The sequence below is a fragment of the Methylobacter sp. BBA5.1 genome, from assembly GCF_000746145.1.
In the GTDB taxonomy this organism is placed as follows: domain Bacteria; phylum Pseudomonadota; class Gammaproteobacteria; order Methylococcales; family Methylomonadaceae; genus Methylobacter; species Methylobacter marinus.
Window position 1 is genome coordinate 94,709 of sequence record NZ_JQKS01000002.1, and the last position, 20,339, is coordinate 115,047.

Consider the following 20,339-nt stretch of genomic DNA (forward strand, 5'->3'; position numbering starts at 1 on the left):
AAATGAAATCGGATAACGGCAACACCATCGGCAGCGAATTTTACCCCGAATGGGAAACCTCCGTTTTTAAAAGGTCTTCCGGGTATCCCGGCCGACTCTTTTTTCATACGGCCACATTAGAAAATACGGCCCTATTCAGGCTTCAAAAGGTATCTTGGACGTCCAGCCGCCAGCCTGGAGGGTTGTCGATCCCCAACATGAAATTAAGCCGAATGCATGACCGAGCACGTTTGCCGCAACAAACGTCAGGCCGGTTGCCGCCACTGATACCCAGTAAGTTACTGGCTTGCATAGAAGAACTTACTTTTAACAATCCGAATCTGATTCAAGAGAAATGAAATCGAATTCAGACTGATGCCGACATGATCCGACGATCTTTGCTTTTTTAATGAGACCTTCTATGTCAATGCCCTTACCTGCCCGATCCCTGCAAGTTCTTCGCTTGATGAGTGCCGTCCTCATTGCCGTTATCGCGGTAATCCTTCAGCAATGGCTCTGGCTTTATATTCCCTCATTGACGTGGCTATTGCTGTATCCGGCTGTGTTTTTCAGTGCCTGGATCGGCGGATTTTGGGGCGGCATAACGAGTACTGTCATAGCGGCCATGTCGGGCCTTTATTTTTTTGCGCCTCCCTACGGAGCTTGGCATGCGCAGGATTTACAGCACAGCTATTCCATTTTGATCTTCACTGTGATGGGTATTCTGATCAGCATCACGCACGAGAAGCTGAAGCGCAGCCAGATCGCATTGCAGAAAAGCAATGACAGTAAAGTGAAAACAAACCATGAACGCTTGATGCTGACCCTGGATTCCATTCATGCCGGCCTGTGGGAATGGGATTTACAGACTAACCAGATTTTCTGGTCGGAAGGTCTTCAGTTAATGTATGGACTCCATCCCACCACGCCGCCCTCGTATGACAATTGGCTGGCGAGTGTCCATGGCGATGATCGAGTGCCGGTGGTTGCCAGGTTGAATGAATTTGTCAGCAGCGGATGTGAAATTAATCTGGAGTGGCGGGTCGCCAACCCGCCAGACAATCAGGAGCGCTGGATCATGTCCAATGGCCAGCCGATTTTCGACGACCGGGGCAATCTCATCCTCTACCGAGGCATTGTGCTGGATATTACCCAGCGCAAACGACAGGAGCAAATCCTCAAAGAGCATAAGCAACGTCTGGATTTCGCCCTGTCGACCCTGGAGGCCGGCGCCTGGGAGTTGAATCTGCAATACCACACTGCCCATCGGACGCTGTTGCATGATCAAATTTTTGGTTATCAGGAACTCTTGCCCGAATGGACTTTTGAACAGTTCATCGAACATGTGCTGCCGGAGGATAGAGACCGCGTCAACCAATACTTCAATTCCGCGCTTCAGACCCTGAATGACTGCAGTTTTGAATGCCGCATCCGCCGTGCCGACGGCAATATCCGCTGGATTTATGCCAAGGGCCGTCTCAAGCAGGATCTGCAGGGACATCCCGTCTCCATGACGGGTATCGTCCAGGACATCACGGAGCGAAAACTGGCGGCGGAGTCGCTGGCCAGGACGCATGCGCTGCTCGACTCGCTGATGGCGCAAGCACCGGTCGGCTTTGCCTATTTCGACCGCGAGTTGCGCTATGTCCTCATCAACGACAGTCTCGCGGCCATCAATGGCCTGCCCGCCGAGGCCCATATCGGCAAACGCGTCCACGATATCGTGCCGGCGCTGGTTTCCACCGCGGAAAGCGTCGTCGATCGGATTCTAGCGACAGGGGAGCCGGTAAAGAACTACGAATTCAGCGGGGAAACCCCGGCAATGCCCGGGGTAACGCGCTACTGGAACGAAAGCTGGTATCCCTTGTACGGCGGCGCCGGCGAAATCACCGGCTTCGGCGCGATGGTCGAGGACATTACCGAGCGCAAATGCGCGGAAAACAAGCTGAAGGAGATCGACCGGCGCAAGGACGAGTTCCTCGCCATGCTGGCCCATGAACTGCGCAACCCGCTGGCGCCGATCAGCAATGCCGCCCGGCTCATGAAGTGTCCGAAACTGGACGAGGCGCGACTGGCCTGGTGCCGGGACGTGATCGACCGCCAGGTGGAGCAACTGGTCCGGCTGGTGGATGATCTCCTGGATGTCTCCCGCATCAGCCGCGGCAAAATCGAACTCAAGAAAGATAGACTCGAAGTTTCGGCGGTAATCCAGCGGGCGGTCGAAACCAGCCAGCCGCTGATGGAGGCTCGCCGCCATGCCTTCTCGGTTCAGCTGCCGCCCGAACCGGTCTATATTGAAGGCGATCTGGTCCGGCTGTCGCAAGTCGTGTCGAACCTGCTCAATAATGCCGCCAAATACACCGGCGCCGGCGGCCAGATCATGCTGTCCGTCGAGACAGTGGACAATGATATCCTCATCCGGGTCCGCGACAGCGGGCGCGGCATCGATCCCTCGGCGCTGCCCAACCTGTTTCAGCTCTTTTATCAAGTGGACAGCACCATCGACCGCGCGGAGGGCGGCTTGGGCATCGGTCTGGCGCTGGTCAAAAGCCTGGTGACCATGCACGGCGGCGAGGTCTGGGCCACCAGCGCAGGCCGGCACCAGGGCAGCGAATTCGTCGTTAGACTGCCAGCTCTGCCGCCTGCATCGAAAATCCCGGCTCCCCTTCCCAAGGAACTGGCGCCGGCACAAAACCCGCTCCGCATTCTGGTGGTCGACGACAACCGCGACGCCGCCCAGACGCTGTCCCTGCTGCTGACCGGCGAAGGCCATACCGTACAATTGGCTTACGATGGACTGACGGGATTGCAAGCGGCGCTGACCGCTCCGCCGCAGGTCATGCTGCTCGACATCGGCCTGCCCGGCATGGACGGCTACACCGTTGCGCGGACGCTGCGCCGGCATCCCGGCCTGGACATGACGCATCTGGTTGCCCTGAGCGGCTATGGGCGGGAGGTGGATCGCGAACGGGCGCAAGCGGCCGGGTTCAACAACTACCTGACCAAACCGGTTAACTTTGACGAATTGCAGGCCGTCCTGTCCGAGCTCTCATTTTACGGCCAGGACGATCGACCAAATCAGGCTGCGGCCATGGCCGGCCAGTCCGCCTCCTGATGCCGTCAGGGACTGAAGGGTTTTACTGATGTTACGCAGTCAGGGCTTGGCCATAATCATGTCTGTGCTTAAACATGGGCTGCGCCTCAATAAGGATTTCGTTCAATGCGGATACCCAAAGGGCACAAGTACCCATAGGGCATAAATGAATTCGCACCTGCATAACATCAATTTTTAGGATAAGGTGAGAAATAATTTCCCTGAATTTTAGATGTGGGGGCGACTTGAGTCGCCCAGGGCGAATACCCTAAAAGGCATAAATGAATTCGCCCCTACATAAGCACTGATTTTCAGCGAAAAATCGGAAAGTTGTTTTTAACCGAATCCTTAGGATTCGGCTAGAAATAACATCCCGATGTCGTTTTTTATGAGCCCCGTGGGAGCGATGCCCTCATCGCGACAAAAGACGCCGCAAGTCGCGATGAGGGCATCGCTCCCACAGGTGTCGCTTGGATTTAAAACTGATTGTAGAGTCGCCCTACAGCCCTCCGCAAACCGGGAAATTATTTACGGCCAAATCCTTAGCTCAAGCAGTATTACCGCCTGCAAACCATAAGGCGCGCCTCCCTGATCAAGCCGCCTGTATCAACTGTCGCTCCAGCAGAGCGTTGAGCTTGATGATCAGATCGTCGTCGCTAAACGGCTTGGTCAAATACAGCGTTACGCCGGCGTGATCGGCCTGACTGCGGTGTTTTTCGCTGGACCGGGAAGTGATCATGATCAGCGGGATAGCTTGCAGGTCCGGCGCCGCTCTCAGGTAACGGGTCAATTCGATGCCGTTCATTCGCGGCATTTCCAGGTCCGATAAAATGATGTCGGGCTTTCGGGCCTCGATTTTCTCGATCGCATCGAGCCCGTCGATGGCGGTCTGTACCTCGAAACCGGCATCCTTCAGCAACTGCACGGTGGCTTTTCTGGCCGACAGGGAGTCGTCGACGACCAGCGCCCATGTTTTTGCCGCGCGCACTCTGACCGGAGCCGACCCTGTGGCGTTATCGGCCTGCGCGCGCCTTTCGGCATCGGCAAGCAGTTCGAACAGATCGATGACCGGCGCGACCTGGCCGCTGCCCAGCATCACGCCGCCCAGGACGCCGTAAACGCCTTGCAGGTAATCGCCGAAGGGGCGGATCATCAGGTTCCGGTAACCGATGACCTGCTCGACCAGCACGACTTTTTCATCGCCGTCACGGACCTTTAACAGCAGTCCCACCGCCTTGTCGGGCACGATTTTCTTGCCTTCCAGACCGAGCAGGCTGCCCAGCGTATCGGCCGCATAGCACTGTTGCTCGACCCGATAATAAAGGGTGCCGTCCTCATCGGCCTCCGGCTCGCCGTCCAGGGCGCAGAAAATATGCGCGACACCGTGCTCCGAAATCGCGAAGGTCCGCTCGCCCAGTCTGACCAGAATCATCGGCGCATCATAGCGGTTTGACGGCACATTCATGGTCACGGTCAGGCCCTGCCCCGGCGTCGATGCCAGATCGATGACGCCGTTCAGGCGCGCGACCTGCGTCTGGATGGCGTCCATGCCGATGCCGCGCCCGGATACCTGGCTGGCCTGTTCCCTGGTCGAGAAGCCGGGGCGGAAAATCAGCCGTTGCACCTGCTCGTCCGATAGCGCCCGCGGGTCGCTGGCCCCGCCCTTGTCCTGCGCTGTTGCCCGGATTCTGGCCGTGTCCAGGCCGCCGCCGTCATCCTGGCAGCTGATATTGAGGGCGTTACGGTCGTTTGTGAAACTCAGGCGTATCGTGCCCTGCCGGGGCTTCCCGGCTTGCACGCGGCTTTCCGGCGTTTCGATGCCGTGATCGACGGCATTGCGCAGCAGATGCATCAGGGCATCGGACAGGCCGTTCAGGATTTCGCTGTCGATCAGGGTCTGCTCGCCGCTGATGTGCAACTCGACGTCCTTGCCGGTCATTCTCGCGGTCTGCCTGACGATGCGCCGGCAGCGCGAAACGATCTTCCGCGCCGGCACCAGCCGCAGGCCTTGCGCGCGTTCCAGGTGCTCTTTCTGCACGACGCGCTGTTCGATCATCAGGTTCTTGCCGTCGAGCAACTGCCGGTGCATCTGCGCGTTCTGCTCGCGCACGTCGGCCGCGGCTTCGGCCAGGCGGCTGAGACAGGTGTGCACTTCCCCGTACTGCTCCAGCTCCAGCGCGTCGTAGCCCTGGTTGCCGCGGCTGTCCCTGGCCATCACGCCGCGGATGTTGACCAGCCGGTCCATTTCGGCGACCAGCTCGCTGAGCCGCCAGGTCAGCTCGCGAATTTCATCGCTGCCGGTCAGCAGTCCGTCGAGCTTTTCATGAGCCCGCTCGCCGAGGCTGCCCGCTTCGGCGGCCGCTTCAATGATCTGGTCGAGCAGGAGCGACGGAATGGCCGTCATGGCCTTGGCCCGATCGTCGTCATGGCCGGGATTTTCCGTCGCCGCCGGCAGGCTTGTTGTTGTGGCATCAGCCGAACCAGCCGTACCGGTCACGCCTTCCTTCCTGATCCGGTAATCCCAGTCCAGCACCTGTTGCAGAACGGCCAGCGCCTGTTCCGGCGGCTCCCCCTGCCCTTGCAGGCAATCGGACATGGCAGCCAGGCAATCGGCGGCATCGAGCAGCACGGTCCCGAGCGCCTTGCCGGGCAGCGCCTGTCCGGTATTGAGCGCTTCCAGAATCGCTTCCAGGCTGTGCGTCAGATTGGCGATGCCATGCACGCCGATCGTGTTGCAGGCGCCCTTCAAGGTATGGGCGATGCGTTGCGCCTCCAGCAGACGCGCCGATGAGGCATCGGCGCCGATCATGGCCTGGACCGCCGCCGAGAAGTTTTCCGTCAACACCGGCAGTTCGTGCAACAAGGCCTGCACCAGTTCGCCGTCGACATCGCCGGGTATCGCCAGCGACACGTCATCCGGCTGGGCAAGGGTTCTTTCGATATGGGCCCGCCGGGTATCGGGATCGCTGACGGGCACGTTAAGCGCCTCGAACAAACGGCCCAGCAATGCCTCCGGCAGCGGCCGGCGCCAGTCCGGTTCATGCAGGTGCCGGACCAGCGCGCTGCAGTGACTGTCGTTACCGATGTCGGTCAGGTATTCCTGAATCAGGATCAGCGCGATGCCGAACAGGTTGCATTCCTCGTCGTAGTTATGATCGTCGGGCGCCCTGGCGACAACGTTCAGCCACAGCCGCCTGAATACATAGCTCAGGCCGAACAGTCCCACCGTTTCGCAGGCCTTGTTGATGTTTTCCAGCAGAAAATCGTTGGCGCCGAGGGACTGTTGGTATTCGGCCAGAGAAGCGCAGTTGAACTTGGCCAGCGTATGAGTCAGGTCGTCGGCGACCTTGCCGAATTCATTGCTGATCATCTGCACCAGTTCCCGATCGACCGGCTCCACGGACCTATCCGCCAGCGGTTCCATGCACGGCTCGTCGTCGGGCCACGATACATCCGCTTCGGCGTCCGCGCAGCCGCTCAGGCCCTTGATCAGCTCGGCTGCGTCGTCCTCACCCACAGGTTCCGGCCACATTGGGTCTTTCAGCAGCGACACCCAGGCGGCAATGGCTTGCTCATCGGACGGCGCCTGCAGGCAGGCGCGGCTGGCGGCATGCCAGTCCTGCAACAGGGCCTGCTCCATGCCGGACAACCCGTGTTCGCGGCTCGCGAGCAGCAAATCAAGGTTTTCGGCGTACAAGGCGATCAGGTCCATCAAGGCCGGCGCGCCGGCTTCGGCCAGTTGCCCGGCCAGAACTTGCCAGCCTTCGCTGAGCTGTTCGGCCATGTCCTGGCGGTTGTCCTCGCTGTCGGCGCCCAGCAGCGCCTCCAACTGAAGATCAAGCAGGTTCAGGGAGGATTGGAACGGGGTTAACGCGATCATTGAATCTTGCGACATACAGTGGGCTCGCTATCAGGCGGGCAGTCTGAATACGCGGACTTTTTTCAGCAGCGTTTCAGCGTCATTGACCAGGCCTTCCGACAACTGCGATTGCGCCTGTAGCTGGACATGGGTCTTTTCGGTGCTTTGTTGGATGACCGTGGCGCGCTCTTTCAGGATCTGCCCGAGCTTGACCTGCTTCATGGCCTTGTCGGCAATGTCGTGTACATACTCGACCAGCTTGATAGTCACGTTGCGCGTGTCTTTCATGCGGTCGCCGGCCTCCTCGGCCAGGCGCGTGCCCTCGACCACCTGCGTGATCACGTCGTTCATGGTGGTGACGGCATCGGCGGTGTCGACCTGGATGTTTTTCACCAGCCGCGAGATCTGGCCGGTGGCCTCGCGCGAGCTTTCGGCCAGCCGTTGCACCTCGTTCGCGACGACCATGAAGCCCCGGCCCGCCTCGCCGGCCTGCGCCGCCTGCATGCCGGCGTTCAAGGCCAGAACGTGCGTGCGCTCGGCGATTTCGTTGATGATGTTGACAACGCCGGTGATTTCCTGCGAGCGCTCGCCTAGCCGCTTGACCCGCTTTTCAATCTCGCGAATGATCTCGCGGATCATGTTGATGCTCTGCACGGTGTCGGTCACGGCCTGCAGCGCCGTGTCGGTCGCCTGCATGGCTTCCTTGGACGAACTGTTGGTGGTCTGGGAAATGCGCGCGACATTCAGCATCATCGCCACCGCCGAATTCAATTCCTGCAGCATTTTTTCCGTTTCCATCCGTTCCCGCTCGGCGAAAATCATGACCGCATCGGACTGGCTTTTGACCTTGCCGGACGACAGGTTGACGCGCTCGGATACCTGGTTCACATCCTTCAGCGTCGATGCCGTCTCCTGCGTCAGCAGGTTGATCGCATCCGACAGCGTGCCGGTGATGTCCTCGGAGACCGGAATGTTGACGGTCAGATCCTTCTGGCTCAAACGGGCGACCGACTGCAGCAAGCCGATGACCGAGTTGTTCAATTCGGTTCTGGCCTGCTCGGATGCGGCCAGTTTTTCGGCCCGCTCGTCCAGCAACGCGTCGAAACTGCGGGCCAGGATGCCGATTTCGTCCCTGGCATCGGTATTGGCGCGCGCTTCATAGTCGCCTTCGGCAATCCGCCGCACCAGCGCGGTCAGGAATTTGACCGGTTTCAGGACGCTGAACTCGACGACGGCCACATACAAGGCGATCAGCAGCAACAACAGGGCCAGGGCGATCGCCGCCGTTTCCTGCTTGAACTGCGCTATCGATTGTTGCGTCGTCTGGGCGGTGCGGTTTTTCAATTGCCCGGCCAGTTCGACGATATGCTGAATGGCGTCCGTCGGCGCCCGGTCGATGCCGCGCACTTTGACATCGACATCGCGGTAGCCGAGGCCGGTTTCGTTCATGAATAACAGCGGTATGGCGGCATGATAAAGTTCGGTCAGGCGATCATGTTCGGCCAGAAACTGATCCGCGGCCCTGGTGATTTCGGGATGTCCCGCGGCAAGCGCGCGCAGTTGCCTGACGGTGCCCTGGGTTTGCCGGCGCATGTCCTCGAACTGGCGGCTGTATTGGTCGTAATCCTTTGGCACATGACCGCGGATCAGCATATTTTTCCATTCCTGGACCTGTTTTTTGAACAGGATTGTCGCCTCCAGGGACAGGCTGGCGATTTTATTGGCCTGCTCGTTGTTCTTGGCGATTTCCTCGGAATAAGAATCCAGGCGTTCCATGGCGTAATAGCCCAGCACGGCCAGGACCGCCAGCATCAACAGAAAGGCGCCGTGCAGTTTGAGTCGTATGCTTAAGTTTTTCATGTTTTTATGCTGTTCGATTAGAGAGTTCCGTAGTTAAAATTCGCCAGCGTATCGCGGCCTGGAAGGTAGGCACTGCGTACCCTGCAATTCCCGTCCCGTTGGCAACGCGGCAAAAATTATGGTCAGCAGGACTTCGCGCTTTCCGCCAGAAACGTGAAGAAGTCCGTTTTATTGAAAGCTAGCCAGGCCGTTTCTTGCTGTTGGTAAACCGTGCTGATTTGCCCGGCGATCAGATCGGGCACCGGCACGCTCGCTTCCGGCGCTTCGACAAGTCCCGTCAGCCATTGCGGCGAGTCTTTCAACACGAAGCCCAGCGCCTGCCTGCCCTGGTCCAGAACCAACACCGTCGGTCTGGCCGAGTCGGCCGGCGCTTCGAGCAGCAGGCCTTGCAGGTCGAAAACCGGAATCAGGTTGCCGCGCAGCGTTATGACGCCCAACATCCAGTTTCGGGTATGCGGGATGGGATAAATCTCCGGGTCGGTCACGATCTCGCCGGGGCAATGCGCGGGAAACAGAAAGCCCAGAGGGCCTATCCTGAAGCCATAGCGCTGCATGCCCTGAAGCGCATCGTTCGGGTCGGCGGTCTCGATAAACGCCGGCCCCCCCGCCTCAGCTTCTGCCGGTTGCGCATTCACCGCTCGAACACCTTGATCTGGTCCAGGATTTCATTTTTCTGATAGGGTTTGGTGATATAGGCCTTGCCGCCTTGCAGCTGCGCCCAAACCTTGTCGGCCTGCTCGCCCTTGCTGGACAGGAAGATGACAGGAATATTTTTGGTGGCCTCGTCATTGGCCAGCCTGCGGCAGGTCGTGAAGCCGTCGACGTCCGGCATGACGATATCCATGAAAATCAGGTCGGGATTGCCGTTGGCCGCAATCGCATCCATCGCGGCCTTGCCCGAATGCGCCGTCGCCACTTCGTAACCGGCTTCGGTCAGGATGTTTTTCAGGTTGCTCAGTTCGACGGCCATGTCGTCGACGCACAAAATTTTTCTAATCGCCATCGCGGCTCCTTGTTATGGTTTTTTATAATTGCCCAGCCAGTTCATGATGCGGTCCAGCCTGTTCTGGAATTCATCGGACTTGATCGGCTTGGTGACGTAATTCGTGCAGCCGGCCATGACGCCTTTCACTTCATCCAACGGCGAGGTTCTGGCCGACAGCATGATGATCGGCGTTTTCTTCATGCCGGCAAGTTGCCTGATCCGGCCGCAGGTTTCGTAACCGTCCATGCCCGGCATCATGACATCGAGAAAAATGAAGTCGTAGGCGGTTTCGGCCGTCATGGCCAGGGCCTGTTCGCCGCTCTCGGCGAAATCGATGCGCAACGGCAGCGAGGCTTGCTTCAGTTCCAGCGCGACGGTCTTGCGCATCAGCTCGCTGTCGTCGACGACCAGAACGGCGTAGGCGTAAGCCGCCTCCCTGGCGCGCTCGGCATCCGCTTGGTAGCTGCCGGCTTCAGGCGCCTGTTCGCTTTCGCTATAGGACTGCCTGTTACGGGCCGGAATTTCGACCTGGTCGAGCACGCGGATGACCCGGGTCGCCAGCAACAGGCCCTTGATATGGTAATCGGACCCTTCCGGCTTGTCGGACTGGCCGACCGTTACGACCGGGATTTCGGGGGGCATGGTCTCGATAAGGTGTTTATCGTCCAACACGGCCTGCTGGTCGATATCGACTATCAACAGATCGGTCCGGTCGGTCAGTTTCGCAATAGAATAAGTGCGCTCCCGGTTGCCCGTCGCTTGAAAAATTTTCTCGAGTTTTTCGGCCTTTTTTTCGGAAAAACCGCGCAACCCCACTTTCAAGTTTTTTGTCATTATTGTCTTGCCTTAACATGGTTGGTCCTGAACGGTCCTGCTCCCAGGAGCCGAGAGATTACCAATGCCGTGTGACAGATTTGTTACAATCGCTTCCCGGTTCAGGCTGAATTTCAAAAATGTGAACCAGGCACGGTTTTTGTCACTGGCAGGCGGCAGTCGCGCAAACCCATAACAACCACGAAGAGCACGAGGGGTACGAAGAAAATAGAAAACTTCGGATTCTGCGTGTCGCATAGAGACGCCTGCTTTTGCTCTTCGTGGAAAAAATCCCCTGACCGTTACGTAACATCAGTCTATAAGGTATCTTCATGTCACAATCCCTGAGCGGGTTCGGCGCGCTGCGCCATCGTAATTTCACCCTGTACCTGAGCGCGCGGTTGCTGGCCACGATCGCCGTGCAGATGCAGACCGTCGCCGTGGGCTGGCAGATTTATGCGCTCAGCGGCGATGTCATGGATCTGGGCCTGGTCGGCCTGTCGCAGTTCGCGCCCTTCGCGGTGCTGATTCTGATCGCCGGGCAGGCCGCGGACCAGTGGGACCGGCGCTGGATCATCACCTTGTGCTTTGTCGTGGAAATGCTCTGCGGCGTGCTGTTGCTGGTATTCTCGCTGTCGGGCCTGGAAGCGGTCTGGCCGGTGTTCGCGGTCATGGCCCTGTACGGCTCGGCGCGCGCGTTCATGATGCCGGCCAGCCAGGCCATCGTGATCAACCTGGTGCCGGCCGAGCGCTTCGGCAATGCCGTGGCATTGAGTTCCTCGACGTATCATGTCGCCGTGATTCTCGGCCCCACGCTGGGCGGACTGTTGTATCTGGCCGGACCGCAGACGGTCTATGCGATTGTTGCCGGCCTGCTGGGGCTGTCGGCGCTTCTGGTGCTGCTGATCCGCACCGACAGGAAGGCGGCGGCCGGGCGTGAGCCGGCGTCCTGGCACACGCTGCTGGAAGGCCTGCGCTTCGTGCGCGCCAAACCGATCGTGCTGGGCGCGATTTCGCTGGATCTGTTCGCCGTGCTGTTCGGCGGCGCGGTTGCGCTGTTGCCGGTCTATGCCCGCGATATCCTGCATATCGGCCCGCATGGTCTGGGCCTGCTGCGCACGGCGCCGGCCGTCGGCGCGGCGCTGACGGCCGTGGTGCTGGCCTGGTGGCCCATTTCCCGACGGGTCGGGCGCTGGATGTTCGGCGGCGTGGCGCTGTTCGGCGCGGCAACGGTTGTGTTCGGCCTGTCGCACAATTTTTACCTGTCCCTGCTGGCGCTATTCTTGATAGGCGCCGGCGACATGGTCAGCGTCTACATCCGTCACATGCTCGTGCAGCTGGAAACGCCGGATGCGATCCGGGGCCGCGTCAGCGCCGTCAATTCGGTGTTTATCGGCGCCTCCAACGAGCTGGGCGAATTCGAATCGGGGCTGACCGCGGCCTGGTTCGGGCTGGTGCCGGCCGTGGTCATCGGCGGCGGCGCGACGCTGGCCATCACCTTCTTATGGATCTGGCTGTTTCCGCCGCTGCGCCGCATCGACCGCTTCCCTCACGCGCAGCGCTGAGCACGGGCCGGAAATGTACTGCGCATACGAGACTGTGAAAGTATTCAATTTAAAGGATTTAACCACGAAGTACACGAAGAGCACGAAGTTTTAAGCTTTTGATTAACTTAATTTTTCTTCGTGTCCTTCGTGATCTTCGTGGTGAATAAGGCTTTTTATGACGTTTTTCACTAATTCTTTCACAGCCTCATACGCTATCCGGCCCTGATGCCGGGCGCGCTGAAAAGCTGCCGGGTGCCCAGCACCCATAGCAGCGCCAGGACCACGCCGCCGATCACATCCGAGGGATAATGTACCTGCAGGTAAAGACGCGACAGCGCGACCATGACGGCGATCGGCGCCGCAACGGCGATGAACCAGCCCATGGCCCGCGTATCGAGCCGCCTGATTATCAGGCAAAGCGCGAACACGAATGCCGTGATCTGCACGGTATGGGCACTGGGAAACGAGGCATCCAGCGGCAGCGCTGCGATATGGGGGTAGGCATCCGGCCGCGCGCGCTGAAACAGGTATTTGGCCAGACGCGCGACAAGGCTCGCGCCGCCCAGGCTCAACGCCAGAAACCAGGCTTCGTCCGGATGGCCGCGCCGGGCCAGAAGCCATGCCAGAACCGCAGTCAGCGGCGCCAGAAAATAAAGCGACCCGAAGTCGGTGATGAACAAAAACAGCCGGTCCAGCCAGAGGCTTTGAAGCTGCGCGGCATGGGACAGAACGACCTGGTCCCATGAGGACGGCGCAGCGCTGAAGCGCTCAATGATGAATAACAGCGCTACCATGCCCAGCCACAGGATCAGGATGGTCGTCAGTTTCGATAAAGTCATATACATCGCCTTGGTCGGAAGAAGCCATGGACGCCGGTCGCGCATGGCTGTGGCTGATTATAGCCGGAGCCGGGCGGCCCGTTGTGGTTTGATGCCGGCGCGCAATCGATTGTTCCGGTGCCCGAAGCCGGTCCGGCCCGCTTATGTACGCAAACGCACAGACCGCGCTTGATAGGCTGTGTATTTTCGTTATCCGATGGTGTTTGCCGCGTTGCCGACGGGACAGGAGGCTGCAACGCTTACGGCAATATCACGATTGAAAGGTCACTCATCACGGTTTCCGGATACAGAAACAAATGGACAAACTGAAAAAGCTGGAGCGCATGGCCTGGCTGCTCGATAATTCCTTCCGCATTCCGGGCACGTCCATTCGAATGGGCCTGGACAGCCTGATCGGCCTGATTCCCGGCATCGGCGATACGACGGGCGGGATTTTATCCAGTTACATCATCTGGCAAGCCGCCAGAATGGGTGTCCCGCGGGTCGTGCTGATGCGCATGGGCGTCAATGTCGTGTTCGAAACGCTGCTCGGCGCCGTGCCGCTGGTCGGCGACATCTTCGATATCGCCTTTAAGGCCAACCAGAAAAACGTTCAGTTGCTGAGCAACTACTACCAATCCCCACAGGCGTCCGTCGAAAGGCATACCGTTTCAATCGTGCTCATAGCGGTGGCCATCATTGCCGTCATCGGACTGGTCATCTGGCTGACGATCAAACTGCTGGCCTGGCTGATCAACGCCATCGGCTGAATCGACTCCGATTTGCCGCCGTTACGTTTTATTCGTCGCGATCCATTCTATAATTATTAGGACTTACGCAGTTTGCCTGTTCATCCGCCGAAACAAGCGGGTTTCAATCCTGTGGAGGCGACTTCGCCTAAAGCGCCTACTGTTGGCAGTCGCCTTTTATCTGAATGGGCGACTGAAGTCGCCCCCACAGGCTTGCGTAAGTCCTGATTATTAAGCCCGCGACAGGCCATCAGGCGCTGTTGGCCCGTCGTTCCCTATAACCCAACCCGGCAGCAACATCCATGTCACATTCCAATTCAACCACCGCTGTTTTCTATGCCCTCGCGGCTAATTTAGGTGTCGCAATCGCCAAGACCGCGGCGGCTTTCTGGACAGGGTCGGGCTCGTTACTGGCCGAGTCCATCCATTCCTTTGCCGATTCCGGCAATCAGATACTGCTGCTGATCGGCATGAAGCGCTCGCAAAAACAGCCCACCGCGCGCCATCCGATGGGATACGAGCGCGAGGCCTATGTCTGGTCCATGATGGTCGCGATAACGCTGTTCACGGTCGGCGGCGTGTTTTCGGTGTACGAAGGCTGGCTGCGCTATACCACTCCCCACGAAGTTGAAAATGCCGGTGTCGCGTTTCTGATCCTGCTGGTGGCGGCCGGCCTGGAATGGCTCTCGCTGAAAGGCGCGCTGGCGGCCCTGCAGGCGGAAAAAGGCGAGCGCACGCTGTGGCAGTGGTTTCAGGAAACGCACTCCAGCGAATTGATGGTCGTGACCGGTGAGGATCTGGCGGCCCTGGCAGGACTGGTCATCGCGCTGGTCATGCTGAGCCTGACGATAATCACCGGCAACACCGCGTTCGATGCCGCCGGCTCCATGCTGATCGGCCTGTTGCTGATCGGCGTCGCGGCCCTTGTCGGCCGGGAAGTGCACTCATTGATTGTCGGCGAAAGCGCCGACAGCATTCGCGACAGCATCAAAGACTATCTGGAGCAGCAACCGTGCGTGGTGCGGGTGCTGAACCTGTGGGCGATCAACCACGGCAACAGCGTCATGGTCACAATCAAAGCCGAACTGACGCCCGACATGGCGGTCGCCGATGCCGTGCGTGAAATCAACGCCATGGAAAGCCGGATCAAGGAAATCCACCCGCGCGTGCAATGGACATTTTTCGAGCTTGATAATGCGGATTAGGCTGGATAATGGCTTTAACAATTGGGTTTCAATTGAATCAGGGATTGATTGGTTGAATGCGACACGTTGCAGTCTTTCAATCGAATTACTGATGTTACGCGGACAATTGACTCAGGCGCCGGCAGGGGCGGATTCGGTCAAAAAACTACCTCCGCCATTCCTTCAAGCCTAAGGCCGTCCCTGTGGGAGCGATGCCTACATCGCGACTTGCCGGGTGGTATTGAATCGCGATGTAGGCATCGCTCCCACTACTGCGGTTGCCCCCATTTAAAAACCCGGCCGGTCAGGGGAACAATGCCCATGTTCGACGTTGCGGACGGCATGACCCTCTGTCTGTGCGTAACGTCAGCGAATTATTTGAATGGCGACATTTAGTCGTATAGCAGCTATTTGCTGAATAGCTTGGGCAAGTTCGTTATAAATGCCTTGAAGTTATCTGGATCTGTTTATCGTGAAAATTACGTATGTTATCCCTTTTAGAACCACAACGTTTTTAGAAAATATTGTTTTGATGCTGAGGTCCAGTATGTAAGATGTGCAGACTTAGGGAATCACTTGTTAGCTGAAATTGGTAAAAGGAGCATTTGAGAAATGTATGATTTTGAATGGGATGAAAACAAAAATAATATAAACCGTGCTAAGCATAAAATTGACTTTATGGATGCAATACAAGTCTTCTTTGATGAACGGCGCCTAAGTAAACTCGATAGCAGGCACGACTATGGTGAAGATCGATATCAAGTAATTGGAATGTCAAACGAGCGAGTACTTTTTGTCGTTTACACTGAGAGATCAGGGAATACTATCAGAGTCATATCAGCACGAAAGGCGAACAAGAAAGAGCGTGCGACATATGAGCGTGGAATATTTTGATTTTTAGGAGGTTAAATCATGGCCATTAAGAAAATTTCTGCTGAAGAAGTTAAGAAGCTAAAGGGCAAAACCAACTGGCAAGAGGTTGACGAGATTACCGACGAGGAAATCGAGGATGCAGCAAAAAGTGATCCGGATTCAGCATTGCCCACAGACGAAGAGTTGAAGCAGTTCAAACCAGTCAAGAAGAAAAATGAGGAAAAATAAACATGGCTATAAAGAAAGTTAGTGGTACAGAAGCAAGAGGTCGTCGAGGTTCTACAGATTGGAAGAAAGTAAAATCCATGACCGATGAGGAAATAAAGAGGGCGGCAATGATGGACCCCGATGCAAGAGAGCTGAGAAATGATGAATTAGCCAGGTTTCGGAAGGGAAACCGATAGCATTCAACTGGTATCAGGACCGTAGGTGCGATTACGTTGCGCTAATCGCACCTACGGTCCTGCACAAGAGGAATAATAGAATCGAGACATGGCGCTGGAGCACATAAAAAACTTCATACCGGTCACCCCTAGACTGGCCACCGCGGGCCAGCCATCCGAAAGCCAGTTGCGAGAGGTTGCTGCGGAGGGATTCGAGGTCGTCATTAACCTCGGCCTGCTTGATCCGCGGTATTGCCTGCCGGATGAGGCGGGCCTGGTGCAGTCGTTAGGGCTTGAGTATCACCATATCCCAGTTAACTTTCAGGCGCCGCAACTGGAAAATCTCCAGCAGTTTTTTTGGCTCATGAATGCCGTCCAGGGCAAGAAAGTTTTCGTTCACTGCGCGGCAAATAAGCGCGTTACCAGCTTCATGGCGTTGTATGGCGAAGCCAGGCTTGGCTGGTCACGCGAGAAGGGCAATGACTTCATGCGTCGCATATGGCAGCCTGATGAAGCGTGGGCATCATTGATCGCACTTGTTCGGCAAGAACGAGAGAGGAATAGCTAACCATCGGCTGGAGCCAGCACCGCTGGCGCGGCTCAGACGCATCGTTGAACAACTGCTTTCTATATTGCAGCCGCCATTTGGCTGACATTCTTGAATGTCTCTGGTTGGCCGGTTTTGAGCCTACAACTGGCTATGCTGGCACAAAATTTACATCGGTTCTAATTCTATTCTTACCTTTTTACCCAGAGCGGCGGCGGCGCTCACTAAGGTGGTCAAGGTTAAACTGGTATCTTCTTCATCCAACAACCGATTAAGCGAAGCTCTGCTAGTGTGCATTTTTTTTGCCATTGCCGTTTTACTGAGCTTAAGCGCAGACATGCCTTCTGATATTTGCCAAGCAATGACCCGTTTGGTCGCTACCGCTGTGACTTCATCAAGTATGGCTTCTTCGCTCAGGAAGTCGTCGAAGCTGCTGCCGATATGAGGATTCTCTTCATGTTGACTGTTCATTGCTTACCTCGTAATGCTTTCAATCTTTGTTTTGCCAAATCGAGTTCCTGCTTCGGTGTTTTTTGATTTTTCTTGATAAAGCCATGCAGCAAAATCATCGTATGTTTGTCGATGACAAACAGAACGCGCGCAATCCGGTTATCAAGCTTAATTCTGACTTCCCAAATGTCGCTTTCGAGATGATCGACTAACGGCATACCAAGAGGCCAACTGAATTGCACCGTTTTAATATCTTCGCCAATCGTTTTTCTATCTTGAGCTGATAGTCTTTTCAGCCATTCTCTAACGGGCTAGCTGCCGGCTTCAGTTGCAAGAAATTTAACAGAAAGGATTGGATTCATTGATGCAGCGTACCAAAATAGGTACACAGTAACAAGCACTCATTGATTATAAAAACGATTGGCTCAAAGGGGGGCGGACTCGATTGAAATAAAGACTGTGACATTCCACAAATCAATCGAATCTGACCCCATTGGCTCTCAGAGCGCATTACGAACTTTCAAGCATAGCTTTATAAATCAAGTGCTTAAGCAGAGTTCTATATAACTCGATTGATTCATTAGCATCGAATACCCCGGCAATTAGAACAAGTTCATAACACACTGTAATAAAGAAAATGCCCAGGCGGTGGCATGAACCTGTCTGAATCCGCTAGGTCCAATAGACTGTTTTCCTCTTCGTGAAGGCAGTTTGTATGGCTCTGGATGTCACGGTCGGCCCTCCCGTCACCATCATCAATTATGGAAATACCTTCCTGGTCTCCGAATTCGACGGATCCATCACAAATGCTTCCGACCAGGGTTTCTATTCCCGGGATACTCGATTCATCAGCCGCTATCAACTCTACATCGATGGTCAGCCCTGGACCCTCCTGAATTCCGCAACGATTACTTATTACGCGTCGCGGACCTACCTGGCGAACCCCAGAGTCATCACGGAGCATGGCGAAATTGCGCCGTCAATCCTGGGACTCGTGCTGAGCCGTGCAGTCGCCGAAGGGCTGCACGAGGACATTGATCTTCGGAACTACAGTTGCCAGCCTTTGCACTTCAATCTTGAGATCCTGATTCGCTCCGATTTTGCCGATATCTTCGAAGTCAAGGCCAAAGAGTTTACGCGCAGGGGGCACATCGAAACCGAATGGAAAAGCGCCCTCCAGCAGTTGATCACCTGCTACCGCCACGATGATTTTCACAGATCGCTCATCGTGAGGATGGAGCACTGCACCTCGAAGGCCGTATACGGCAATGGCCGCCTCAATTTCGAGGTGGATCTCCCGCCTGGGGCCGCCTGGCACGCCTGCTGCAAATACGAGATCCTCGAAGGCGACCGCCTCCATGAAGCGCCTGAGGAATGCGCCCATGCGCTTCATCGCTCTAAAACCGCCCGGAATCTCTCGCACTGGAAGCAAGTCACCACTCAGATCACCACCTCGAACGAAGATTTCTATCGGCTCTATCGGCAATCCGTCGAAGACATGGCGGCGCTGCGCCTGCCCTGTGACGATGAACAACAGCAGGAGATACTCGCAGCGGCCGGAGTCCCCTGGTTTGTCAGTGTTTTCGGCCGTGACAGCCTGATCGTGAGCTTGCAGAATCTGATCGTATACCCGGATTTCGCCCGGGGCACCTTGCGGCGCCTGGCGGATCTTCAGGCGACCGAAATCGACGATTACCGGGACGCCGAGCCCGGCAAGATGCCCCACGAGCTTCGGTCCGGCGAACTGGCACATTTCAAGCGCATCCCACATACGCCCTATTACGGCACGGCCGACGCGACCATCCTGTATCTGATTGCGCTGCATGAAGCCTGGAAATGGTTGGGCGATGACCTGCTTTTCCCCCATTACCAGGATGTCATACGGCGGTGCCTGGAATGGATCGATCATTTTGGCGATCGCGACGGTGACGGATTCCAGGAGTATCAGACCCGTTCCGGTCGCGGTTACGAAAACATGGGCTGGAAGGACGCCGGTGATTCCGTCGTCTATCCGGATGGCTCGCTGGTCAAAGGGCCGAAAGCCTTATGCGAACTTCAGGGGTATGTTTTCGATGCCAAGCTTCGGGTCGCGGAAGGAATCGAATACTTTGGCGATCCCGAGCGGGCCGCACAGCTGCGCAAAGAAGCCGCAGAGCTGCAGAGTCGCTTTGAAGAGCGCTTCTGGTGCGAGGATCTCGGCTACTACGCCTATGCCCTGGATGGAGACAAGCAACCGGTCAAGACGATCGCATCCAATGCCGGCCATCTTCTCTGGAGCGGCATTGTGCGCCCGGACCGTGCCGAGCAGGTGGTCCGGCGACTGCTCAAGCCCGATCTTTGGAGTGGTTGGGGCATTCGAACGCTCTCCGAGAGGAACCCGGCGTACAACCCGTTCTCTTATCAAAATGGTTCGGTATGGCCGCACGACAACGGGATCATCGCCATGGGGTTCAAACGCTACGGATTCGCGAAAGAGGCGGGGATGATTGCCCGCGATGTCAGCGAAGCCGCCAGTTACTTCAGGTTCAGTCGCCTGCCGGAACTGTATGCGGGCGTCAAGCGGAGACCCGGTACTTTCCCGGTCCAGTACCTCGGCGCGAATGTGCCCCAGGCCTGGGCCGCGGGCAGCGTGTTTCATTTGATTCGCGCCATCCTGGGGCTCGACGCCGATGCCCACAAGAAGACGCTCTACATCGATCCGGTGCTGCCCCGCTGGCTGCCGGACCTCACCCTTCACCAGCTGCGTGTGGGCCAGGCAGCCGTCGATATCCGCTTCTGGCGCGAGGGGGAAGCGACTCGGCATGACGTGCTCGCCGTCACGGGTGAACTGAAGGTGGAGCCGCGTGAAACTCCCGGCGTGAAAAAAGTCTGAACACGCGTCAGGATCAATCGCCTTTTCTTTCAGCCGCTCAGATCAGCCGTCATCACCAATTTATCCTTCTCCACAGCAGGGCGACAGGGTCAGTTCTCACATTCCAACATTTTGCGTTCTGCGCTATAGAGTTGATTCATAAAACGATCGAGTCCGATCCCTTTGATTCCCAATTGAATCTGGGATTGACTGGCTGAATGCGACCCGTTGCGGTCTGTCGCCTAGCGTGATTCAATGGCAGCAATTAGATCATTACCAGTCATAACTTACCGTCTCCGATGATATACAGAGAGGATAATCATATGCCGATCAATAAATTATCGTTT

17 protein-coding genes are annotated in these 20,339 nt (G+C 56.9%); 9 read left to right on the plus strand and 8 right to left on the minus strand.

The genetic code is table 11. The annotated features are described in order from the left end of the window. The first annotated feature begins 400 nt into the window (after positions 1–400). Positions 401–3,094 (plus strand): PAS domain S-box protein, encoded by a 2,694-nt coding sequence (locus EK22_RS23445; RefSeq protein ID WP_161786368.1) that lies wholly within the window; start codon positions 401–403, stop codon positions 3,092–3,094. 571 nt (positions 3,095–3,665) lie between these two features. On the opposite strand, the gene EK22_RS01495 is transcribed toward EK22_RS23445, so the two are convergent. From EK22_RS01495 to EK22_RS22980, 5 genes are all read right to left on the minus strand, one after another. Beyond that, the gene (locus EK22_RS01495; protein WP_036247350.1) at positions 3,666–6,968 is read right to left on the minus strand and encodes a hybrid sensor histidine kinase/response regulator; all 3,303 of its coding nucleotides are present in this window, start codon (positions 6,966–6,968) and stop codon (positions 3,666–3,668) included. A gap of 15 nt (positions 6,969–6,983) precedes the next feature. Next, positions 6,984–8,792 carry a methyl-accepting chemotaxis protein gene (locus EK22_RS01500; protein WP_051961596.1) on the minus strand — a complete coding sequence of 603 codons (1,809 nt, stop codon included), beginning with the start codon at positions 8,790–8,792 and terminating at the stop codon, positions 6,984–6,986. Between the two features lie 122 nt (positions 8,793–8,914). Continuing rightward, positions 8,915–9,427 carry a chemotaxis protein CheW gene (locus EK22_RS01505; protein ID WP_036247354.1) on the minus strand — a complete coding sequence of 171 codons (513 nt, stop codon included), beginning with the start codon at positions 9,425–9,427 and terminating at the stop codon, positions 8,915–8,917. Beyond that, entirely contained in the window at positions 9,424–9,795 is a 372-nt protein-coding gene (locus EK22_RS01510; RefSeq protein ID WP_020158519.1) for a response regulator, read from the minus strand. Before EK22_RS01510 ends, EK22_RS01505 begins: the two co-directional genes overlap by 4 nt. Before the next feature lie 12 nt (positions 9,796–9,807). After that, positions 9,808–10,611 carry a response regulator gene (locus EK22_RS22980; protein ID WP_051961598.1) on the minus strand — a complete coding sequence of 268 codons (804 nt, stop codon included), beginning with the start codon at positions 10,609–10,611 and terminating at the stop codon, positions 9,808–9,810. Between the two features lie 311 nt (positions 10,612–10,922). Here EK22_RS22980 and EK22_RS01520 point away from each other — a divergent pair, with 311 nt between their 5' ends. Further along, the gene (locus EK22_RS01520) at positions 10,923–12,155 is read left to right on the plus strand and encodes an MFS transporter (protein ID WP_036247358.1); all 1,233 of its coding nucleotides are present in this window, start codon (positions 10,923–10,925) and stop codon (positions 12,153–12,155) included. Positions 12,156–12,349: 194 nt separating this feature from the next. Here EK22_RS01520 and EK22_RS22985 read toward each other — a convergent pair whose 3' ends face one another. Further along, positions 12,350–12,976, minus strand: a complete 627-nt coding sequence (locus tag EK22_RS22985) for a phosphatase PAP2 family protein (protein WP_161786369.1) — start codon at positions 12,974–12,976, stop codon at positions 12,350–12,352. Positions 12,977–13,272: 296 nt separating this feature from the next. On the opposite strand from EK22_RS22985, the gene EK22_RS01535 reads away from it, so the two are divergent. The 6 genes from EK22_RS01535 (at position 13,273) to EK22_RS01555 (ending at position 16,712) form a co-directional block, all read left to right on the plus strand. Next, positions 13,273–13,725, plus strand: a complete 453-nt coding sequence (locus EK22_RS01535; protein WP_036247361.1) for a DUF4112 domain-containing protein — start codon at positions 13,273–13,275, stop codon at positions 13,723–13,725. 281 nt (positions 13,726–14,006) lie between these two features. Next, positions 14,007–14,909, plus strand: a complete 903-nt coding sequence (locus tag EK22_RS01540; protein ID WP_036247363.1) for a cation diffusion facilitator family transporter — start codon at positions 14,007–14,009, stop codon at positions 14,907–14,909. A 591-nt stretch (positions 14,910–15,500) separates the two neighbouring features. Then, on the plus strand, positions 15,501–15,782 hold the full coding sequence (locus EK22_RS01545; protein WP_036247364.1) for a BrnT family toxin: 282 nt from the start codon (positions 15,501–15,503) through the stop codon (positions 15,780–15,782). 18 nt (positions 15,783–15,800) lie between these two features. After that, complete coding sequence (locus EK22_RS01550) at positions 15,801–15,989, plus strand: hypothetical protein (protein ID WP_020158527.1); 189 nt, start codon at positions 15,801–15,803, stop codon at positions 15,987–15,989. A gap of 2 nt (positions 15,990–15,991) precedes the next feature. Beyond that, positions 15,992–16,165, plus strand: a complete 174-nt coding sequence (locus EK22_RS24610) for a hypothetical protein (RefSeq protein WP_156965724.1) — start codon at positions 15,992–15,994, stop codon at positions 16,163–16,165. Between the two features lie 88 nt (positions 16,166–16,253). After that, the gene (locus EK22_RS01555; RefSeq protein WP_051961603.1) at positions 16,254–16,712 is read left to right on the plus strand and encodes a protein tyrosine phosphatase family protein; all 459 of its coding nucleotides are present in this window, start codon (positions 16,254–16,256) and stop codon (positions 16,710–16,712) included. Positions 16,713–16,859: 147 nt separating this feature from the next. Here the strand turns inward: EK22_RS01555 and EK22_RS01560 are convergent, their stop codons facing one another. Beyond that, entirely contained in the window at positions 16,860–17,162 is a 303-nt protein-coding gene (locus EK22_RS01560; protein ID WP_020158529.1) for an XRE family transcriptional regulator, read from the minus strand. Then, positions 17,159–17,437, minus strand: a complete 279-nt coding sequence (locus EK22_RS01565) for a type II toxin-antitoxin system RelE/ParE family toxin (protein WP_200882557.1) — start codon at positions 17,435–17,437, stop codon at positions 17,159–17,161. The genes EK22_RS01560 and EK22_RS01565 overlap by 4 nt, the downstream gene beginning before the upstream one ends. Positions 17,438–17,856: 419 nt before the next feature. Between EK22_RS01565 and EK22_RS01570 the strand changes: the two genes are divergently transcribed. Further along, positions 17,857–20,013, plus strand: a complete 2,157-nt coding sequence (locus tag EK22_RS01570) for an amylo-alpha-1,6-glucosidase (RefSeq protein ID WP_081917722.1) — start codon at positions 17,857–17,859, stop codon at positions 20,011–20,013. The last annotated feature ends 326 nt before the right edge of the window (positions 20,014–20,339 follow it).